Origin of the sequence: Polymorphobacter sp. PAMC 29334, assembly GCF_019431245.1 — a bacterium.
Classification (GTDB): Bacteria; Pseudomonadota; Alphaproteobacteria; order Sphingomonadales; family Sphingomonadaceae; genus Polymorphobacter_B; species Polymorphobacter_B megasporae.
Window position 1 is genome coordinate 605,682 of record NZ_CP080243.1, and the last position, 19,498, is coordinate 625,179.

At 63.3% G+C, this 19,498-nt stretch carries 17 protein-coding genes and 1 pseudogene; 9 read left to right on the plus strand and 9 right to left on the minus strand.

Annotated features, from left to right (window positions below; genetic code table 11):
• From KZX46_RS06770 to KZX46_RS06805, 8 genes are all read right to left on the minus strand, one after another.
• On the minus strand, positions 1-1,473 hold the full coding sequence (locus KZX46_RS06770) for a cyclic GMP-AMP synthase DncV-like nucleotidyltransferase (protein ID WP_219775986.1): 1,473 nt from the start codon (positions 1,471-1,473) through the stop codon (positions 1-3).
• A gap of 53 nt (positions 1,474-1,526) precedes the next feature.
• Positions 1,527-1,985, minus strand: a complete 459-nt coding sequence (locus tag KZX46_RS06775) for a DUF1440 domain-containing protein (protein WP_216710326.1) — start codon at positions 1,983-1,985, stop codon at positions 1,527-1,529.
• Positions 1,982-3,028, minus strand: a complete 1,047-nt coding sequence (locus KZX46_RS06780; protein WP_216710325.1) for an L-dopachrome tautomerase-related protein — start codon at positions 3,026-3,028, stop codon at positions 1,982-1,984. The genes KZX46_RS06775 and KZX46_RS06780 overlap by 4 nt, the downstream gene beginning before the upstream one ends.
• A complete protein-coding gene (locus KZX46_RS06785) occupies positions 3,025-4,167 on the minus strand; it encodes an alpha-hydroxy acid oxidase (protein ID WP_216710324.1) in 1,143 nt (380 codons plus the stop codon). Before KZX46_RS06785 ends, KZX46_RS06780 begins: the two co-directional genes overlap by 4 nt.
• Complete coding sequence (locus KZX46_RS06790; protein WP_216710323.1) at positions 4,164-4,826, minus strand: alpha/beta fold hydrolase; 663 nt, start codon at positions 4,824-4,826, stop codon at positions 4,164-4,166. The genes KZX46_RS06785 and KZX46_RS06790 overlap by 4 nt, the downstream gene beginning before the upstream one ends.
• Positions 4,827-4,891: 65 nt before the next feature.
• Positions 4,892-6,622 carry a thiamine pyrophosphate-requiring protein gene (locus KZX46_RS06795; protein WP_255602269.1) on the minus strand — a complete coding sequence of 577 codons (1,731 nt, stop codon included), beginning with the start codon at positions 6,620-6,622 and terminating at the stop codon, positions 4,892-4,894.
• Between the two features lie 174 nt (positions 6,623-6,796).
• Positions 6,797-7,954 carry a hypothetical protein gene (locus KZX46_RS06800; RefSeq protein ID WP_216710321.1) on the minus strand — a complete coding sequence of 386 codons (1,158 nt, stop codon included), beginning with the start codon at positions 7,952-7,954 and terminating at the stop codon, positions 6,797-6,799.
• Positions 7,955-8,073: 119 nt separating this feature from the next.
• Positions 8,074-8,964, minus strand: coding sequence for an AraC family transcriptional regulator (locus KZX46_RS06805; RefSeq protein ID WP_216710320.1), 891 nt, complete (start codon positions 8,962-8,964; stop codon positions 8,074-8,076).
• A gap of 238 nt (positions 8,965-9,202) precedes the next feature.
• Between KZX46_RS06805 and KZX46_RS06810 the strand changes: the two genes are divergently transcribed.
• Positions 9,203-9,736 (plus strand): gluconate 2-dehydrogenase subunit 3 family protein, encoded by a 534-nt coding sequence (locus tag KZX46_RS06810; RefSeq protein WP_216710319.1) that lies wholly within the window; start codon positions 9,203-9,205, stop codon positions 9,734-9,736.
• Complete coding sequence (locus tag KZX46_RS06815; RefSeq protein WP_226896135.1) at positions 9,733-11,274, plus strand: GMC family oxidoreductase; 1,542 nt, start codon at positions 9,733-9,735, stop codon at positions 11,272-11,274. The genes KZX46_RS06810 and KZX46_RS06815 overlap by 4 nt, the downstream gene beginning before the upstream one ends.
• A gap of 243 nt (positions 11,275-11,517) precedes the next feature.
• On the opposite strand, the gene KZX46_RS06820 is transcribed toward KZX46_RS06815, so the two are convergent.
• The gene (locus KZX46_RS06820) at positions 11,518-11,916 is read right to left on the minus strand and encodes a RidA family protein (RefSeq protein WP_216710318.1); all 399 of its coding nucleotides are present in this window, start codon (positions 11,914-11,916) and stop codon (positions 11,518-11,520) included.
• A 168-nt stretch (positions 11,917-12,084) separates the two neighbouring features.
• Between KZX46_RS06820 and KZX46_RS06825 the strand changes: the two genes are divergently transcribed.
• From KZX46_RS06825 to KZX46_RS06850, 7 genes and pseudogenes are all read left to right on the plus strand, one after another.
• Positions 12,085-12,666: a TetR/AcrR family transcriptional regulator gene (locus tag KZX46_RS06825; RefSeq protein WP_226896136.1), complete on the plus strand. Its 582-nt coding sequence runs from the start codon at positions 12,085-12,087 to the stop codon at positions 12,664-12,666.
• 540 nt (positions 12,667-13,206) lie between these two features.
• Positions 13,207-13,410 (plus strand): hypothetical protein, encoded by a 204-nt coding sequence (locus tag KZX46_RS06830; protein ID WP_216710317.1) that lies wholly within the window; start codon positions 13,207-13,209, stop codon positions 13,408-13,410.
• Between the two features lie 176 nt (positions 13,411-13,586).
• Complete coding sequence (locus KZX46_RS06835) at positions 13,587-13,868, plus strand: DUF427 domain-containing protein (RefSeq protein ID WP_216710316.1); 282 nt, start codon at positions 13,587-13,589, stop codon at positions 13,866-13,868.
• A 305-nt stretch (positions 13,869-14,173) separates the two neighbouring features.
• Entirely contained in the window at positions 14,174-15,034 is an 861-nt protein-coding gene (locus KZX46_RS06840) for an alpha/beta fold hydrolase (protein WP_216710315.1), read from the plus strand.
• Between the two features lie 459 nt (positions 15,035-15,493).
• Positions 15,494-15,781: pseudogene (locus KZX46_RS22780) on the plus strand (DNA polymerase IV); the annotation flags it as partial.
• A gap of 525 nt (positions 15,782-16,306) precedes the next feature.
• Entirely contained in the window at positions 16,307-18,364 is a 2,058-nt protein-coding gene (locus tag KZX46_RS22785; protein ID WP_370647546.1) for a S8 family serine peptidase, read from the plus strand.
• Between the two features lie 71 nt (positions 18,365-18,435).
• Positions 18,436-19,449 (plus strand): hypothetical protein, encoded by a 1,014-nt coding sequence (locus KZX46_RS06850; protein WP_219775988.1) that lies wholly within the window; start codon positions 18,436-18,438, stop codon positions 19,447-19,449.
• Positions 19,450-19,498 lie beyond the last annotated feature (49 nt).

A 19,498-nucleotide genomic window follows, 5' to 3' on the forward strand; every position in this document is an offset into this window, starting at 1 on the left:
CTAGTCGATCATGACGTGAAATGGCGAACTCTGGCCTACCAATTTGCTGTCGTGTCTGCGGATGACGAATGCCTCGACCAAGTGGACTCCGTGAAACTCTAGCACCTCCCAGCGCTGGGTTCCCTCCTGAGGCTCTTCGAACCCTCCGCGCCCTTTGCCCAAAGCCAGCGCGACGCGACCAGTGTTGGTCACGCGATACCGAACAAAGTAACCATCTGGGAGAACAATTCCGTCGTTCACCTTTAGGTCGAACCAGATGCCGCCTTGTGGTGGCAGTTTCTCGAAATCGGCGATTTCTCTGCGCATGGGGTCATGTCGTGCGGCGCTCCATTTCGCGGTTACGTAGACTCTGTCGCTGACGATATCGGCTCGAGCCCAAACCGGTGGTCGCATGTGCGCCGGGCGGTCGAGCGAAGGGCTCCATAGCCAGCGCCCGTAGCGACTGATCCTGTCAACGATTGCATCGCCGTGTGCATGACCAGCATCAAGCACGCCCCCCAAGAGAGCCGCTTCATCCTCGTCCACATCGGAGCGCGCCTCCTCGGACAAGTAACTCTTGGCGAGAATCGCGGCGCCCTTAGCGAATTCGACACCGAAAACCTCCTGCCAAGCTGATATGCTGGCAAAACGACCTTTGGTCGAATAAGCGGCATCAACGTCTTGTCGGATATTGCTGATGACCGCTCGCAATTCGGTATATTCGTCCTGCGTCATCGAAGATGAAAAATCTTCGTGCCGTAAATGAGGATTGCGCACTTCGGGTTTAAGTCGTCTCGCCGACATCCAGTCATCAAGACGACTGATTAGAGTCTTGAGAGTTGTAGGCACATCTGCAAAGGCGGTCGCGCCTTCATCACTCCATTCGATGCGCTCGCCCAACATCGTTGTCAGCAAAATGGATGAAACATTAAAGTCATGCTGGATATCACGAAGATACTTAAGCAATCTCGTTACCTTGCGGAATGAGTTCGAGCCGGAATACCCATTCTTCTCCTTGACCCAGTCGGTGTACAGCACCGGCTCGCTTCGCTCAAACTTCTCCGTGTCCGCGTTGCAGACTTCGAGTTCGCCAGCGTTCAGGCGGCCACGCACGCACGGCGCTATGTCAATCTTCCGAGATCCGGCGTATGTGATAGTTACGCAGTATTCCCACACGGCAACTTTATTCTTGTAAAGTCCGCTAGCTAAAAATGCATCACCCAGAGATTTCACATAGTCACTAGCACTCCATCCTTCGACTGGATCAATGATTACCAGAAGATCAGCGTCGAACTCACTTCCCTCAACGGGTTTGATGATCGTATCGTGAGCCCATGATCCCTGTTCGACAAATTTCCAAACTCTCGGCGTCCAATCCGAATCCTTGATGAAATCCTTGATGGACTCGACACTACTTTCTAAAACGTCGATCCTCGTCTGGTTCAAATTCACAGTATCGCGTAGGAAATCAGCAAACGATCCAACCAGCTTCACGATATTTCCCTGAATGATATTGCGCGGTACATAGTGGAAACAGGGATCGGCGGCTATTCGATTTTGGCGAGGCGCAAGAAACTATCGAGCGCAAGGCCGAAGACGATGTGCGACGTCGCTGCGAAGACGTGTTCGGCCGGTTCGACACGCCACGGAGCGGGACGTATTCGAGCGAGGGTGAGACCGAGTTCCTCGACGACTGCCCAGCAGCCGAGGCCATAGGCGACACCGCGACCGCGCTGCCAGCGCGAGCCGCCTAGAACATAGGCCGCGCCCATCGCCGCTCCTGTGGCGTAGTGCACAGCCTCGCCGGCGAACGCCCGCGTACTCGATGGCCATGCGTTCCCGGTGAACAACTGGGCGGCCCGATCCGCTACGATTTCGGTCGGCGGTGGTGGGACGGCTGGCTTATCAATGGGTCGCACCTGCGCCGCGGTCCAGGTGCTTTGGAACAGGCTGGTGACCGAAGCCGCCAGTACGCCGGCGACGATGCCGCGGCCAAGCTCGCTCATATCCGCGACACTCCGGTTTCGAAGCGGAAGACCTTGAAGGGCAGTTCCGGCTGATCCCCAGGTCGAGCCAAAGTCGGAGAACGTGGGAGTTGGGTGCAGACCACGTAGAATGCCCCGTCGGGCCCTTCCATGATACCATCGGGCCAGAACATGTCGGGCCGCGCGACGATCTCGTCGTAGCTGCGGTCCCGGGCCCTGATGCGCCCCACCGCGCTGCTCTCGATGGCGGTCAGGTAGATGTCACCATTCCGGTCCATGCACATGCCACCTGAATTCGGCTTGTCGGCATAGCGCTCGAGGCGCGCCGCCAGCATGACATCATCAAGCGCGGTATCGAGCAGGTCACGGACGCGCAGTCGCCAAAGCGTCCTGCCGTTCAGCGGCGAGAGGTACAGCCAATCACCGGAACGGTCCATGACGATGCCGTCCACGCCGACGAAGATCGGTTCGCGAGAGCCGTCTGGACGGTTTCGTTCGACTTTGAGGCCGTCGATCAGGAGCGGCTCGTGCGAGGCCAGGATGCCTTCGTGCCCCTCGAGACGCCGGACCGCAGCCCCGCTCTCGATGTCGACGACTATCAAGGCGGCGCGGGAACCATCACCACCGCCGCCAGCACCTTCGTCGGCGATGTAGACTTTACCGCGGGGCCCATCGACGACGAAGTCGTTCGGCTCCGAGAACGGAGTCAGCGCAGCGAGTGGGAGCGGGATAACCTTCCACAGCGCGTCGCGACGGGTGTCCCAGACGACGAGCTTGGGCTGGATGTTCGACCGCGTCCCCATGTCGGCGAGCCATATCCGCCCTTCCGCGTCGTCGTGCAGGCCGAGGACGGCGTCGAGCCAGGTCATCGGGTCGTCGTTCGGCGTGTTCCATTCGACGTTCGGGAAGGGGGCGAGAGAGCCGTCCGGCAGGAACACCGACACGCGATGGCGGGTCGCGTACATCGGGTGATGACTGACCACCAGTCGCCCGTCGGCCGTGAAGGCGCCGTTTCCTAGCGGCGTGTCCGTAACCGCGTAGATGGTGGCTTCGATCCGGCTCATCGGGTTTGTTGACCTGTCACCAGCCCGTCGGGCAACGCACGGATGTCGGTGACCCCGGACAGCGCCATGCAGTCGAGCAGTTCCTGGCGCATCAAACTAAGCATATCGCTCACTCCTCGTCCGCCATCGGCCGCGACCGCATAGGCCCAGGAGCGTCCGCCCAGGCAGCCATGAGCACCTAGGCCCATCGCCTTGACGATATCGAAACCGGTGCGAACGCCACCGTCCCAAAGCACTTCGACATCGTCGCCGACCGCCGTGACGATCGCAGGTAGCATCGAGATGGAGGATGGCGCGCTGTCGAGTTGTCGACCACCGTGGTTGGACACGATGATCGCATCGGCTCCGAGGTCGACTGCGAGCTTGGCATCGGCGACACCCATCACGCCCTTCAGCACGAGTTTGCGCGGCCATCTGGCACGAACCCAACGCACGACGTCCGCGTTGATCGACGGATTGAGGTTCGCGTTCACCCACGCCGCAAGTTCGAACACGTTCGCCGCTTGGGGATGCTCGGCTTGCATGGTCGCAAACGTCCACCGGCGGCTACCGGCCATACGCAGAAGCCAAGGCAGATTCATCGCCATGTCCAGCAGGCCGGACGGGGTGACCCGGACCGGCGAGGTCAGCCCATTGCGGTTGTCGGCCCATCGCTGGCTATGGACGTGGACGTCGAGTGTCATCACCAGCGCCGAGCAACCTGCATCGAGGGCCCGGGAGATCAGGCTTTCATTCACGCTCTGCTGCTTCATCATGTAGAGCTGCGACCAGAACGGGCGTCCCACTGCTCCCGCCACGTCTTCGATCGAAGCGATGGAGAAGGTGGACAGACAGAATGGAACCCCGAACGCCTCCGCGGCGCGCGCCGCGCCGATCTCGCCGTCAGGCCAGGCGAGTCCGGCCATCCCGACGGGTGCCAGCGCGAACGGCATCGACGCCGGGTCGCCCGCAAGCGTCGTCCCGATCGAAAGCGCGGACACATCGCGCATTACACTGCCGTGGATCGCCAGCGCATCGAGGTCGGTGCGATTGCGGCCGAGCGTGATTTCGCTGTACGATCCGCCGTCGATGTATTCGAACACCGCGCGGGGCAGCTTGCGGCGGGCGATGCGCCTGAAATCCTCGAGGTTGATCTTCACGCCGCAGACAGTTCAGCAAGCCTCGAGGCGAACTCGCGGATATGCCCGGCGACCACTCCAGGCTGCTCGAGTGGTACCAGGTGCCCGCCACCGGGAATGATGTCGAGTGCTGCGTTGGCGAAGTGTCGAGTGACGCCCACGGCGACTTCGAGACCGAGCACCTTGTCGTTGTCGCCAGTCAGCACAAGCACGGGCAGATTCACCTTTGACGCGGCTGCCGAGATGTCGACGAGGCTACCGGTCGTGTACCACCAGCGCCATGTGACCTCGTCCACGCTAAGTTCGTCTTCTACGCATTGCGCCAGCACTTCGGCAGAAACCGCACCGCCGGTGATGGCCGTCAGATTGACCGTCGCTGCGGCGCGGTTGCCCCAAGCCGCGAGCGCCTTGCGACGCGCCTCGTCGGAGATCGGCTCGGGAGTGGGCGGAGACGGGCTGATCAGGATCAAGCCCAGCAGGCCTGGTGCGCCGCACACCGCGGACTCCAGCGCCACCTTGGCCCCCATCGAATGGCCGACTGCGATCCAGGGCCCGCGCGCTGCCGCCGCAAGCTGCCGGGCATAACCGTCAAGGCTGGGACCGCCTACCGCGGCCGGAGTTCCGCCAAAGCCTGCCAGCAACGGAGCGGCTACCGGTCGCTCCCCGAGTTCGCGCAGCATCGGCGCCCAAGAACGATCCGAGCCGCCGAAGTAGTGGCCGAAGACGAGCTGGGGTACGGGCGCGCTCAGCGTCGATCCCCCGGTAGGAGACCGGCAAGGACCTGCCGAGCCGACTCAACCACGAGATGCGCCCCGCCGCTGTCGCCTTGGAGCACGGTGCTCATAAAAGTGCGCGCCTGGTCGAAACTGATGTGCGGCGGCAGCGGCGGCACCTCGGGATCGGTCTTGACCTCGATGACGGTAGGCCGGTCGCACGCCAGAGCCTCGTCCCAGGCGGCGCCGAGCATCTCGGGGTTGTCGACGTAGATCGCGTTCAGGCCGATGGACGCCGCGAATTTTGCATAGGGGACGTTGGGGATGAGCTGGGTCGCATCGAATCTTGGACTGCCGAGCATCACCCGCTGCTCCCAGGTCACCTGGTTCAGATCCTCGTTGTTGAAGACGCAGCAAATCCACGTCGGCGTAGTCCATTCCCGCCAGTACTTCTGGACGGTGATCAGCTCGGCCATATTGTTCATCTGCATGGCGCCGTCGCCGACAAGCGCGACGACCGGTCGGTCGGGGTGCGCGAACTTGGCCGCGATCGCGTAGGGTACCGCCGCACCCATCGAGGCGAGGCCACCCGACAGGCTCATCATCTGGCCCTGTTTGACCCGCAGGTCGCGCGCATACCAGTTGGCGCAGCTGCCGGAATCGGACGTGATGATCGCGTCCGCGCCGAGCCGTGGTGACAACTCCCAGACCACACGCTGCGGATTGACTGGGGTGGCCTTGGCGTGGGCGCGCTTGTCCATCAGCTCCCACCACTCGGCTACGCTCTTCTCGACCCCCTGGCGCCAGCTGCGGTCCTCCTTCCGCGTCAGCAGCGGCAGTAGGGCCTCGAGCGTCTCGATGCTGTCGCCATGCAGGGGCACATCGATCGGATAGCGCATGCCGAGCGCGTGGGCGGAGATGTCGATCTGCACGCTGCGCGCCTGCCCTGTCTTGGGAAGGAACTCGGCCCAGGGGAAGCTCGTCCCGATCATGAGCAGCGTGTCGCAGGCCTCCATCATGTCGGATGACGGCTTGGTGCCGAGCAGTCCGATGGTGCCCGTCACGAACGGCAAGTCGTCCGCGAGTGCGGACTTGCCGAGCAGTGCCTTCGCGACGCCGGCACCGAGCTTGTCGGCGACCTCCGTAAGTACGTCGTGAGCCCCAATGGCACCGGCACCCACGAGGATCGCGACCTTCGTGCCCGCGTTCAGGATGTCGGCAGCGCGCTGCAGGTCCAGATCGTAGGGAACGACCTTTGGTTTCGAGTAACCGCTGCTCGACCGAGTGAAACCGTGTTGGCGGGGTGGATCACGGTAGGCTGCGGTCTGAAGGTCGGCCGGCAACACTACAACTCCGACGCCCTTGTACGCCGTCGCGACACGGATCGCGCGGTCGAGGAGGTGCGGGACCTGCTCGGCCACAAACGCCTCCTGCGCGAAGATCGCGACGTCCGCAAAGATCCGGTCAAGGTTCAATTCCTGTTGGTATCCGGCACCGCGGACACCGCGGGCCGCGCCGCCGGTTATGGCAAGGACCGGCGAGTGGTCCATCTTGGCGTCATATAGACCCGTGATCATGTGTGTCGCTCCGGGTCCCCCCGTGGAGATGCAGGTACCCATCCGGCCGGTGAACTTCGCGTAGGCCGAGGCCATGAACGCGGCCATCTCCTCGTGCCGGACCTGCACGAATTTGATCGGGCAGTTGACGCGCTGAAGCGCTGCGAATGTACCGTTGATGCCATCCCCGGGATACCCGAAGATCAAATCTACTCCCCACTCTCCGAGGCGCTCTATGACAAAGTCTCCGACAGTTTCGCCCATAGCAACCTCACATCATGAATTGGGACCGCGCACCCCCCGGTCAGGGAGGGGAGGAGGGGTGCGCGGTCCGTCGCCGGCCTGGCTTATCTGACGCGCAGGCCGACGAAGCTCCCGACGCTATTGCTTCGGCAGGTCTGGCTGAGCGATCACGGGGCAGTTGATGATGGCCTTCGTCGGGCGGAGACCGCCGACGAAACCGTTCGTGGCCCCTGGCGGGTTGATCATGGCACTCGTCATCATACCCGACTTGATCAGGGCCTTGAGTTCATCGAGGGAATAGATCCGATGCACCTTGCCCTGGGCGATCGCCTTCTCCGTCCACATGCTGACGTGAGCATCCCATAGCGGACTGTAGTTGTTCGTCTTGGACGCGTCCTCGTTGTGCGGAGGCAGCGGAAACACGTTGATCGGATCGATACCCATGTTCGCGAGCGAAGTGGAGAAGCCTTGATCCTGGCCGGAACCCTTCTGCGTACTGCCGTTCAGAACAGGCGAGAAGCCCAGGAGAGCCGAGTTGTCGCCGGGCTCAGATTTACCGAATGCCGGGACCATGGCCAATCGGGGTGTGTAGACGCCCTTTTCGAGCACCGACGGCAAATCCGCCGATACGTCGGTGACGAGATGGTAGTAGTACTGCTTGCCGTTCTGGACACCGTCCAGAAGCGACAGCGTCACGGTGCGCTTCCTCAGGTCGATCGCCTTCATCCGATCATGCGCTCCGCTCGCGTTCTGGACCATCTGGACGTTGAGCACGACGCCACTGGGCAGGACCGCCATCGACGACCATTCCGCGTCGCCCCTGGCACCGGGGGTGAACGACTTCGGCGGGAAGAAGGTCGGCGCATCTCCCGGTGTGACCTCGTATTTCGGCGAGAAGTCGACATTGCCGCGGAACGTCATGATGCCGTTGTCGACCGTCACCGTCTGGGCACCCTGAGTTCCCACGACCTTGGCCATCTTCGGGGCGTAGTTGAGGCCCATCCGCTTGGCCGTTTCGAAGTCCGAGGTGTCCGTGATTATGTAGAAGACGTCGCTCCCGTCGGGCGCCTTGCCCCGAAACAGAGGCAGGGTGACGCTTGCGGCGCGGTAGGTGAAGTCGACCGCCAACGCGCTCCTCACGAAGACGTTCTGCTGCTTCGTGAACTTGACACCGTTCTCGGGGGTGTAGGCCGGCCGACCGGATTCCCGTGCGGCCGTATCGACAAGCGCCACAGCCTCGGGTGCCAGCTTCGCCAGCGCGGGTTGCGCAATACTGGCCAACAGTAAGATCGACATATGTAGTTTCATTTGAGCGGTTCCTGTTATTCGCCCCGTCAACCTGTGTCCGGTCGCCGCGGTGCCAACGAACCGGAAGTAACCGCAGGACACGCGCGTTTCGCGCACGAAACGCACTGTCACCGGGCCAGTCGTCGATACTCCCGAGGCGAGATGCCATTGGCGTTCTTGAACATCCGACAGAACTGACCCGGTGTCCGAAAGCCCGATTGCCGCGCGATCTCGCCGATCACCAGACTTGCATCGCCCAAGAGGACCTTGCTGTGGGCGATCCGCTGTGCCGTCAGATAGGCATACGGCGCGGCACCGTTGGCCGCGGTGAAGGCGCGACTGAAATGGAAGCGGCTCAGCGCCGCGACGCCTGCAAGTTCGTCGATACCGATATCGGACGCGAAATTAACGTCGATGTAGTCGTACACCCGTCGGAGTCGGGCAGGTGTCAAGGACAACGGCGCCCCCGTCGCCGACAGTCGACCGGCACGGTCCTTCAATAGGGCTGCCATCAGCGTGGTGTAGAGCGTGTCGAGATACAGATCTGACGTCGGATCGGGCGTCGCGAGCTCAGCCAGCATCGTCACGAAGAGCGACCGGATCAGAGGATCGACGAACCCCAGTCTGTCCTCGATCCCCCAGCCGCCATCGCGTCCGAACGCCTCGATGCCGATTTGCCGGACGGCGCTCACCGGCAGATAGAGGTGCGCGAAGTCGACAGGCCCGGACGTCCGCCACTCGTACGCGGCGCCGGCCGGGATCAGCGACATCGCGCCATCCTCGGTGTCGACTTCACGCGCCCTTCCCTCGCCTCGTCTGACGATACGCTTACGACCGCCGAGATGGATGGTGAGATAGTGCTGATCGAAAGCCGGTTGCGAGATGTTTGGGTCGATGTCGCGCCAGCGGCGCAAGGTGGCACCGTCCCTACCGATGGTCGCCGCGAACGGGACCTGCGGTCCACCGAGGCTCGCCGCCCAGGCCGCTGGAGATGTACACTGGGCGAAGTCGGCGACCATGACGCTCACTTCGTCCACGATCGCAAAGAGGTTTCAACTCGCCTTTAAGGCGTGGAGTGCCGTAGCCGGGCTTATCGTGCGCTTTTCAGCGAGGTCTCGTGGAAGCCGGTCCCGACATCGTTCAAAACATGCAAAGTTCGCTGTTCACGTGTAGTCGGAGAAATCGATGGTAGAATCCCGCAGGCGGTATCCCGTCTACCCACCGGGCACATCCGCCAAGTTGCTGTCAGGGCCCTTGGTGACCCCACCGACGGCCGCTGCTCTCGGGCGGCGGACCGACCGCGTCACTCCTGATCAGACCGCGTTCGCCGACGTCGCTCCGATACTTGATGCGGTCGCGGCGCGCCTCATCCCACATGATGTGCCCGGGCTCGACCTCGGACACGAACTGCGTCGTCGGATGGTCGCCGGGACCGCAATCGGTTGGCGGCACGCGGACATGCCGGATGATGCGACGCTGTTCGAGCTTGGTCTGGCCGCGCTGAATGCCACCGCCCACAAAATCCTCGGCCGGGAATTCGCTGGGCTGGACGAGGAGCAGCAGGACGAGATCCTGCGCGCGATCCAGTTCAATCGCGTGTCCGGTCCCGAATGGGAGGGCATCAGGCCGGATCGCTTCTTCGACGAGCTTTTGGCGACACTTGTCGACATCTTCTACGCGCAACCCGGGGCGTTGGACGAGATCGGCTATGCCGGGTTCGCGGATGCACGAGGTTGGCAGGCCGTCGAGCTGGAAGCGCGCGCTGCTCATGAGCCGGAACGTCCCGCGTGATCCGCTACCGCACGAACGATGTCGTCGACGCGGTCGTGATCGGGACGGGGGCGGGCGGTGCGCCGCTCATGGCTCGGCTGGCCGCCGCGGGTCTGAGCGTGGTCGCGCTCGAGGCCGGACGGCAATGGGATCCGGCCGCCGACTTCGCCACGGACGAAACCGAGCAGAACAAGCTGTTCTGGATGGATGAGCGTCTCAGCGCCGGTGCCGACCCGATCCAGTTCGGCAAGAACAACAGTGGTATCGGTGTGGGTGGTTCGACCCTCCACTACACGGCCTACACACCTCGCCCTCAACCTGACGACTTCAAGCTGAACACCGAGTTCGGCGTCGGTGTGGACTGGCCGATCGGCTATCAGGACCTTGCCCGGTACTTCGACGAGATCGAGGCCTTCCTGGGCGTGTCGGGGCCAGCCAGCTATCCTTGGGGTCCGCCCAGAGACCAGCCCTATCCGCTGGCCCCGCTGCCGCTGAATGCAGCGGCACAGTTGATGGAGCGGGCCTGCGCTTCGCTTGGCATCCGGACGTCGCCGGCCGCGAACGCGGCCTTGTCCGGCTCTTACTATCAACCCGGGTACGGCTGGCGTCCGGCGTGCAGCAACCGCGGCTTCTGCCAGGCGGGCTGCTCGACCGGTGCCAAGGCGAGCATGGATGTGACCTACATTCCATTGGCGGTCATGCACGGCGCCGAGATCCGAGCGCTGAGCTTCGTCATCGGCATGGAACGCGATGCCGGCGGCGCCATCACAGGCGTCGTCTACCGCCACGAAGGGCAGGACCAGCGTCAGCGCTGCCGCCACGTCTTCCTCTGCGCCGGAGCGGTCGAAACGCCGAGACTGCTATTAATCAACGAACTTGCCAACTCGAGTGGCCAGGTCGGGCGCAACTTCATGGCGCATACCGGCATCCAGGTCTGGGGTCAGTTCGACGGAGCGACGCGTCCTTACAAGGGCATTCCCGGCGGGCTGATCTCCGAGGATACCCATCGCGCACCCGATGCGGACTTCGCAGGTGGCTATCTGCTTCAGTCGATCGGCGTCATGCCGCTCACCTACGCGGTCCAGGTCGCCAGAGGACGTGGCCTCTGGGGCGAAGACCTCAAGGAGCATATGCGAGGCTACAACCACGTCGCGGGCATCAACATCCTCGGCGACTGTCTACCCTACGATTGCAACGCGCTGACCCTGTCCGGGGAGCTCGATTCCCGTGGCTTGCCCAAACCCTTGATCACGTTCAGTGCAGGTGAGAACGAGCGGCGGATGACGGGACATGCCGAACGGTTGATGCGCGAAATCTGGAGCGAAGCGGGGGCTCATGACATTTGGGCGTTCGATCGATACGCGCATACCATCGGTACGGCGCGGATGGGCGACGATCCCGCAACGTCGGTGGTGGACGCCGATGGTCGTGCCCATGACGTCGCGAACCTGACCATCTGCGACAACTCGGTCTTTCCGAGCGCCCTGGCCGTCAACCCGGCTCTGACCATCATGGCGTTGTCGCTACGCACGGCGGACCGCTTTCTCGCTCGCCGATAAAGCGAACCCCGCTTGCCAGCGCCGAAGCCGGGTGCGGTCACCTCGGCTGGGACGCCTGCCTGCCGACCGGTTTCCGTGATCGGCGGCGCGGGCTGAAGGCACGCGAGCCAAGCCGGCGAGCGACGTCGCGGGGAAATCCACAGTACGGCAGGGTGCCGGTCCTCGGTTTGAATTCGCCGAGGTGCATCGATGTGGCGCAAGCCGCGGTCTTCCACGCCGTACGATCGGGCTTGAGTCTTGACGCTAGCGCCGCGTCGGAATCCGAGCGATCACCTTGATCTCGAAATCGAAACCGGCGAGCCAGTTGACGCCGATCGCGGTCCACGTCGGATAGGGGGGCTCCCGGAACACTTCGGCCTTCACGGCCATGATCGTCTCGAACTGTTTTTCCGGGTCGGTATGGAACGTCGTCACATCAACGATGTCGTCGAACCCGCATCCTCCGGCCGAGAGCGTGGCTTCCAGATTGGCGAATGCCAGTCGGACCTGGCCGGCGAAGTCGGGTTCAGGCGAGCCGTCATCATGGCTGCCGACCTGCCCGGAGACGAACAGGAGGTCGTCGGAGCGGATCGCCGCGGAATAGCCGTGCGCCTCGTAGAGGGCGTGTCGAGACGCCGGAAAGATCGCATCGCGTAGCTTCATGGGTTGAATCCTCTGTAACCGTTTCAAGGGCGGTCGAGCTTGTCGCCGACGACAAGCGTTTGCCTGGTGACCAACAATCTCATATACGGCATGTATGGCAATTAACGAATATACGCTGCGTATGTCAAATGCTTTTCGACCATCATGTGAGGTCGAGGCGCTGCGGCCTTGAGACGTCGCGTCGATACGGTGGAGGAGAACCGCGCCAAGCTGATTTCGGCCGCTCGCGGAGCGTTCGCCGAAAAGGGCTTCGCCGCGGCGTCGATGGATGACCTTACCGCGCAGGTGGGGCTTACGCGGGGCGCGCTCTACCACAACTTCGGTGGCAAGACGGGGCTGCTCGCCGCCGTCGTCGCGCAGGTGGACGACGAGATGGCTGAGCGCGCGCGGGCGGCAGGAGCGTTGGCGGGAACTGGCTGGGAAGCCCTCCTCGCGGAAGGCGAGGCCTACATCGAGATGGCACTGGACCCGGAAGTACAGCGCATCGTGCTTCTAGACGGCCCGGCGTTCCTTGGCGATCCCTCCCGCTGGCCGAGCCAAAATGCTTGCTTGGCAATGACCAAGCAGGCCGTCGCCAAGCTCATTTGCGAAGGTGTTATCCGCCGGGTCGACGCCGCGGCGGCCGCCCGCCTCCTTAGTGGCGCCGCCTTAAATGCAGCTCTGTGGGTCGCGGCGGATGACGAGCCGCGAATTGCTCTGCCAAAGGCGATAGAGGTCTTTCGGAGGTTGGCCGCCGGCCTACTGGCGTGACGGGCACAGCCACGACGAAAGCCCAAAACTCCTCCCAGCGGAGATGGGGCACCAACAAGCGCTGCTGGTCGGCCAGGTAAGATCCGTGATCTCGACCGCCGGCGATCCGGGAGCCGGGCTGACCGAGAGGATCGCAACCGTGCTGCCGGCACAGAGGGTTCGATTGCGGGCATCTGCGGCATCATCGCTGCCTGAGTGCACGACATCGCTGTGCCGCCGTCCCACCCGGTCGGCGCGGCAGGCGGACGGATGGCGGTCGGTCAAGGCATCTCGTTCGGCGTCTTGATGCCCGCCCACCCCGATCGAGCGTCGCCTTTGTCGGAGCGTCGAACTCGCTCGCCTGGCGAAGCCACTCTCGCTGAAGAAGAACCCTCGCTTTCACCGAGACCTGTAAAGTCGAACCTCGGCACCGCTATGCCCGCGCCGGTCAGAGCACGTGCAATCCGGACGGCGGCCGTCGAGTTCTTGTCGCAGGCGAAGCAGTGGGCAAACAGGGCGAAGGCCGTCGGTTGTCCCGCTGGCCGGTCGAGGCGAGCGGCGATGCGACGCCCAGCGGAGTTGACGAAGTCGAGCTATTCCGATGGCATCGGTTTCCTGACGACAATCGAGCGCTGGGGCGATGCGTCGGCCAAGCGGATGAACGAAGCGCACAGCCTGCTTGGGCAGACAGGGCCGCCGATGCGTCTGACGACAATTACGGCGTGCCTGCATCTTCGCTTGCGCTGGCGAAAAGATTACGCCTGAAGGGGGTGAGGCGCCATTCCCAATCTTTGGGCCGCCAGGGTGTAACCGGGAGCAGTACCGAAGCGAATTGGAAGTGCCTGGTCAGCGTATCAAGCCATGCGCTCCACCGGGCACCCGCTCGCCGGACGCAACGCTGAAGCCGACTGCGGCAGATCTGAGGGTACGCGGAGGTTCAAATGGTCAAAGCCATGTGGAACGGGCAAGTCGCCGCCGACGCCGAGGATACTATCGTCGTCGAGGGCAACCAACACTGCTCGAGAGCATCCGTGAGGGTCGAGCTGCTCAAGGAAAGCATGACGACGAGACAATGCCCTTGGAAAGGAACTGCCAGATATCTCAAAGTCGTCGTTCACGGCACCGAGAACAAAGACGCTGCGTGGTATTACCCCGAACCATTCCCGGCTGTTGCTGACATCAAGGATCGAGTTGCATTCTGGAAGGGTGTGCAGGTTGCATGAGCAGTTGGCTGGCGGAACCACCCGTCTTCGGCCCGCCGCCGCACCGCGTTCCCGTTGAGCTGCATACGGCGGGCGGGCGCGCTGGACATCGAGAACGCGAAGCATGGACCGCGGTGCGTGCGCCAGCAAGAGATAGAGAATTGAACATGAGAACCGCTCCCCGATTTTCCCTCTCCCGCCGCGCGTCCCTTGCCATACTCTCAATCGGGTTGGCGGCCGTGATCGCCCGCCCCGTCCGAGCCACAGCTTTCCCTCCGCGCTCAAACGGCCGAACTAAGGTCTTCGATGAAAAGGAACGAGATGCGATGACCGTGAGGTACAGGACCCAGAAGGTCGGGCAGGTGGATGTCTTTTACCGGGAAGCAGGGCCGACGGACGCCCCCGTCGTATTGCTGCTGCATGGCTATCCGACCACCAGCCACATGTTTCGCCATCTGATCCCTCAGCTCGCGGGCAGGTACCGTGTGATCGCCCCAGACCTCCCGGGTTTCGGGTTGACCCAGGCGCCGCCCCGAGGCGAGTACGACTACACCTTCGAGAACCTCACCCGGACGATCGAGTGCTTCACCGAGGCGCTCGAGCTGAAGCGCTATGCTCTTTACGTCTTCGATTATGGCGCCCCCACCGGCTTCCGGCTCGCGGCTGCACATCCCGAGCGCGTCACCGCCATCATAAGTCAGAACGGCAACGCCTATGCCGAGGGCCTGAGCAAGGCGTGGGGTCCGTACCAGACTTATTGGGAGAAGCCTTCGGCAGAGAGCCGCAACGCGGTCCGGGCGGCGCTGACACCAGACGCGATCCGCACGCAATACGTGACTGGGGCGGACGAAGCGCTCGTCTCGCCGGATGGCTACACTCTCGACATCGCCTACTTCAAACGACCGGGCACCGACGAAATCCAGCTGGACCTCATCTACGACTACCGCACCAACGTCGCACTATACGATGCGTGGCAGGTCTACTTCCGGACCTACAAGCCGCCGCTGCTTGCCGTGTGGGGAAGTAAGGACATCTTCTTCCTGCCCCCGGGCGCCGAAGCGTTCCGACGCGACATCCCGGACGCAGAGATCAGGTTCTTCGATACCGGGCATTTCGCCCTCGAAACTCACGGTCCGCAGATCGGCGAGGCGATGCTGGAATTCCTCGACCGGCGCCTTGCAACCTGACGTCTCTTAGAAGCGCCCAACCTGGTCTCCCGCACGAGGGAGACTGGGCCACAGTCGCAGCGAGGCACCCGGCGCAACGCCATCGCGCGCCTCGTGCGCCTGTTACCTGGTCTTCGACTGGGTTGCGGGCGTCTGGTCCGGTCTAGGTCGCGGTCGGATGATATCCGTCGCCACGCCGCACCAGCAGGTCGGGATCGCCGAGGAAATCGTCCACGGCGATCCTGCCACCGTGGATCAGCGCGGCACCTGGTGCCATCGCGTCCGCCGTCCGCGCTGCGCGTCTTCGCCGCAGAGACCGGCGAGCATGACGGTGCCGGGCGGTAGGCTCGAGACGACGTCGTGGTTCAATGCAAGTTCCCAGAACAACCGGACGAAGAGGCTGATCTCGGTACGGTCGGCGAAGTCGTCAAGCCCGCTACGATGACGATCTCCTCGCAGGCTGGGCGGTCGGCGATCTCGATGTCGGGGTTGATCGCGCGCATTAGCGCGATGACGACGCGCAAGATCATTCACATCAACATGGACGCTTTCTACGCGAGCGTCGAACAGCGTGATGACCTGTCGCTCGGTGGCAAGCCGGTCGCGATCGGGAGCGCCCAGGCGCGCGGCGTCGTCGCTGCTGTGAGCTACGAGGCGAGGGTCTTCGGCGTCCGCTCGGCGATGGCGTCCGTCATCGCGTTGCGCCGGTGTCCGACGCTGGTGTTTGTACCGCCGCGGTTCGACGTCTACCGGGCGGTTTCGGACCAGAAAGTCCGCAGTGCGGCTGATCTTCGCCAGTGCAAGTTCGTCGTTAACGCCATGGCCGTCGATCCGGATGCCTGCCTTCAGAATCCGGGAAGATCGCAATGCGACCTGATGAACGTGATCGATCTTGAGAAGGCCGGCGTCCGTCACGCGAGTTCCGAATTATGGCTCGATTCGATCCGTAATCGTCACCGCTTTCACTGGACTTGTCGCCGCCTGTCGAGCAGATCATTCGAAATCTGCTGGGAGTCCGCCGCGGTGTACATGGTCAAGGTCTACACTTTGACGAAAGGCGACGACGCGCTCGTTTCCGAGGCCGTGGCTCGCGGCTTCCTGCGTAACGCTGAACGGCTGAGGGGATTCAGCCAAGGCACGGCTGACGACCATGGTGTTCTCGCCATCGTCGATCTGGGGTTGACCAGCATTTCGATCGAGCCGGTCGTCGCAGATCCCGCACTGGCGTTGGGGTCGATACGAGATGCCCTGCACGGCAAGGCCGCGGAGGTGCGTGCGCCGCCGGGAGTTCAGATGTTCGCAAAGCCGGCCGGTCCCGCGTTCTTCGGGGCGCCGGTTGGACCGACGTTCGAGGTGGAGCGCTCCGACGGTCGACGCAACTACTTGATCGGCCGCGTGACGGGATCGATCACGCCGGACAGGAAGCGCAGGCTTTTGGATGCGGGTGTCCGGATTGTGGAAAGGATCGACTCGGAGGAATACGTCCTCAAGGCGGAGTCGGCTGCGCGGCTTAGGGCGCTCGATTTCGTCTCGGATGTCCGCACCTACGGCATCGACGACAAGATCGTCGATTCCGATGCGGCTACGACGTTGCCGAACGCCCTCCAAGAGTTCGAGGCGGTTCTTCACGTCGACGCGGACGAGCGCGCGGTCGTGCGGGAGATCACCGAGTTGGGCGGCCACGTAATTTCGAGCGATGCCGGCAGCGTCAGGTTCGCCGGTGCTGGCGAGGATCTGCGGCGCGTCGCCGACATACCCGACGTGTCGCGGCTTCAAAGGTCCGCTCCGCCGAAACTGATGAACGATTCGGCGGGTTTGATCGTCGGGCTGCGAACGCCGGGACGAACAGACGTCGCGACGACACTCGACGGTTCCGGGCAAATAGTAGGCATCGCCGATACGGGCATAGACGACGCTCATCCGGATTTCGCCGGGCGAATCGTAGGCATAGAGGCACTCGGACGGCCTGGTGATCACGGCGATCCCAACGGACACGGCACGCACGTCGCCGGGACGATCGCCGGCTCCGGCATCGCCTCGGGGGGGGTGCTCCGGGGTGCGGCGCCGGGAGCGTCGATCTACTTCCAGTCGCTTCTGGATGCCAATGGACGTCTTGGGGGTTTACCGAAAGAGATCGGCTCCCTGTTTCAGAGCGCCTACGACGCCGGTGTCCGTATCCACAACAACAGTTGGGGAGCTTTTCTCGAATCGAGGTACGGGGCGAACGCCGTCCGGGTCGACAAGTTCGTGCACGACCATCCTGACTTTCTGGCGGTGATCGCGGCCGGAAACAGTGGAAGTTGCCATGTCGGTCCGTCCGCGCAGCGCAACTCCGCTCGCGGCTTCGTCGAATATCCTTCGATCGCCACGCCGGCGTCTGCGAAGAACGCTCTAACGGTGGGAGCCAGTCGCAGCGACAGGAGCAGCGGGGGCTATTCGCGCATGACGTGGCGGAGCATGTGGTCGATCCAGTTTCCCGACGATCCGATCGCCACGGAAACGGTGTCTGGCAACGCGTCGGCAATCGCGGGCTTCAGCAGTCGCGGGCCCGTCGACAACGACGTGTTGAAACCGGACCTCGTCGCCCCCGGTACCGATATCGCCTCCACCAGATCCGCGTCGGCGCCGCTGCGGAACTTCTGGGGCGCCTACCCGCACAATCCGCATTACGCCTTCATGGGAGGAACAAGCATGGCGGCGCCCCTCGTCGCGGGTGCGGCAGCGCTGGTCCGCCAGTACTTCACGATGCGACGTCGGCACATCCCGTCGGCCGCGCTGCTCAGAGCGACGCTCGTCAACGGCACCGAGCGTCTGACGCATGTCGACGCAGTGGCCGCGCCAGTCGGCGAGCCTAACTACCATCAGGGGTTCGGCCGGCTCGACATGCGACGGACGCTGCCTGACGACGAACGAAGCTCGATGTGTCTGGTTTTTATCGACACCCTGCGTCAACCCGAATTAGACTTCCAAGAGTCGGGTGAGATGCGTCAGTGGACACTGCGCACGTCCGATCCTGGCGAGCTTCGCCTCTGCCTCGTTTGGACAGATCCTCCTGCGAACGGCGTGCAGAACTCACTTCTTCTAGTGGTCGACGAGGTTGGGACACCGCGTAAGTGGAGTTCGAACCAGGACATTCCGCAGACACATTGTCTGCCGACTGCGCTCGCCGGCCTCGGACCATTCGTATCACGCGACGCCAGAAACAACGTGCAGTCCGTCCGCGTGACCGACATGGTCACTGGCACATACATTATCTCCGTCGTGGCATCGAACATCCTCTTCCCTCCGCAGTCGTTCGCCCTCGTCGCCACGGGCTCGATCATGGATTTCACGAGCAATGCCGCTAAGTGAGGCTTCATGCGATCAGGGCGGAGGAAGGCGACTGCCTTCTTCTCGAGTCGGGGGGCGACCGTCCTTGCCGCATGCTGATCGACGGGGGTCCGGCCGGGACGTGGAATGCCGTCGCCGGACCGTACATCCGATCTGTGATCGGTCCCGGCGGGACGCTCGACGTCGTCCTCGTCAGCCATATCGACGCTGATCACATTGTCGGCGTGCTCGACCTGCTCGCCGAGATCGAACGCGACAACGCCGACGGAGCGGATGCGCTGGTCGTTCGCGACCTGTGGCACAATTCGTTCGCCGATACCGTCGACACCCCGGAAGGGGCGGTCGGGAGAGGTCTGCAGGCGATCCTCGACGTTGCCGGATCGCAGCAGATGGAGATGAGGGGCACGGCCGACAGCTTCTTCGGCATCGCCGAAGGCGCCCGCCTGAGGCGCAGCGCCGCGCGTATCGGCGTACCGGTGAATGCCGCGTTCGCCGGTGGCGTCATCCGCCCGGACGGCTCGGCGCGCTTCGCCGTCGACCTGGCCGACGTCAGGCTGACCGTCGTCGGTCCGACCGCGGCCAACCTCGGTCAACTGCGGACCGCCTGGTTGAGATGGATCGCTGACCATGGCGACCGCATGGCCGATGCCGCTGCTCTGGCAAATGCCGACAGAAGTGTGCCCAACTTAAGCAGCGTCGTTCTTCTCGCAGAAGCCGATGGACGGCGCATGCTGCTGACGGGCGATGCCCGGGGCGATCACATCCTGCAGGGTCTCGAGGCCGCCGGTCTGCTGGTCGACGGTAGGATCGCTCTGGACCTGCTCAAGGTCCAGCATCACGGCAGCGACCGCAACGCGGACGCCGGATTTTTCGAGAGAGTGACCGCCGACGTCTACGTGATCTCGGCGAACGGCAAGCACGGCAATCCCGACCTCCAAACGCTCGTCTGGATAGTCGAGGCGGCGAAGGCTGCCGGGCGTCGTGTCACGATCATAGTGACGCATGACGCCCCTTCGCTCGCCGCGTTGCGGGGTTCGCACCCCGCGGCCGATTGGGGCTACATCCTGAAGACGGTGGACGGTCCCGCGCACGTCGTCGATCTCTGAGCAGATCCATCACGTTTTCCGTGGTCGATGCCAGCGTCTGCTCAATCAA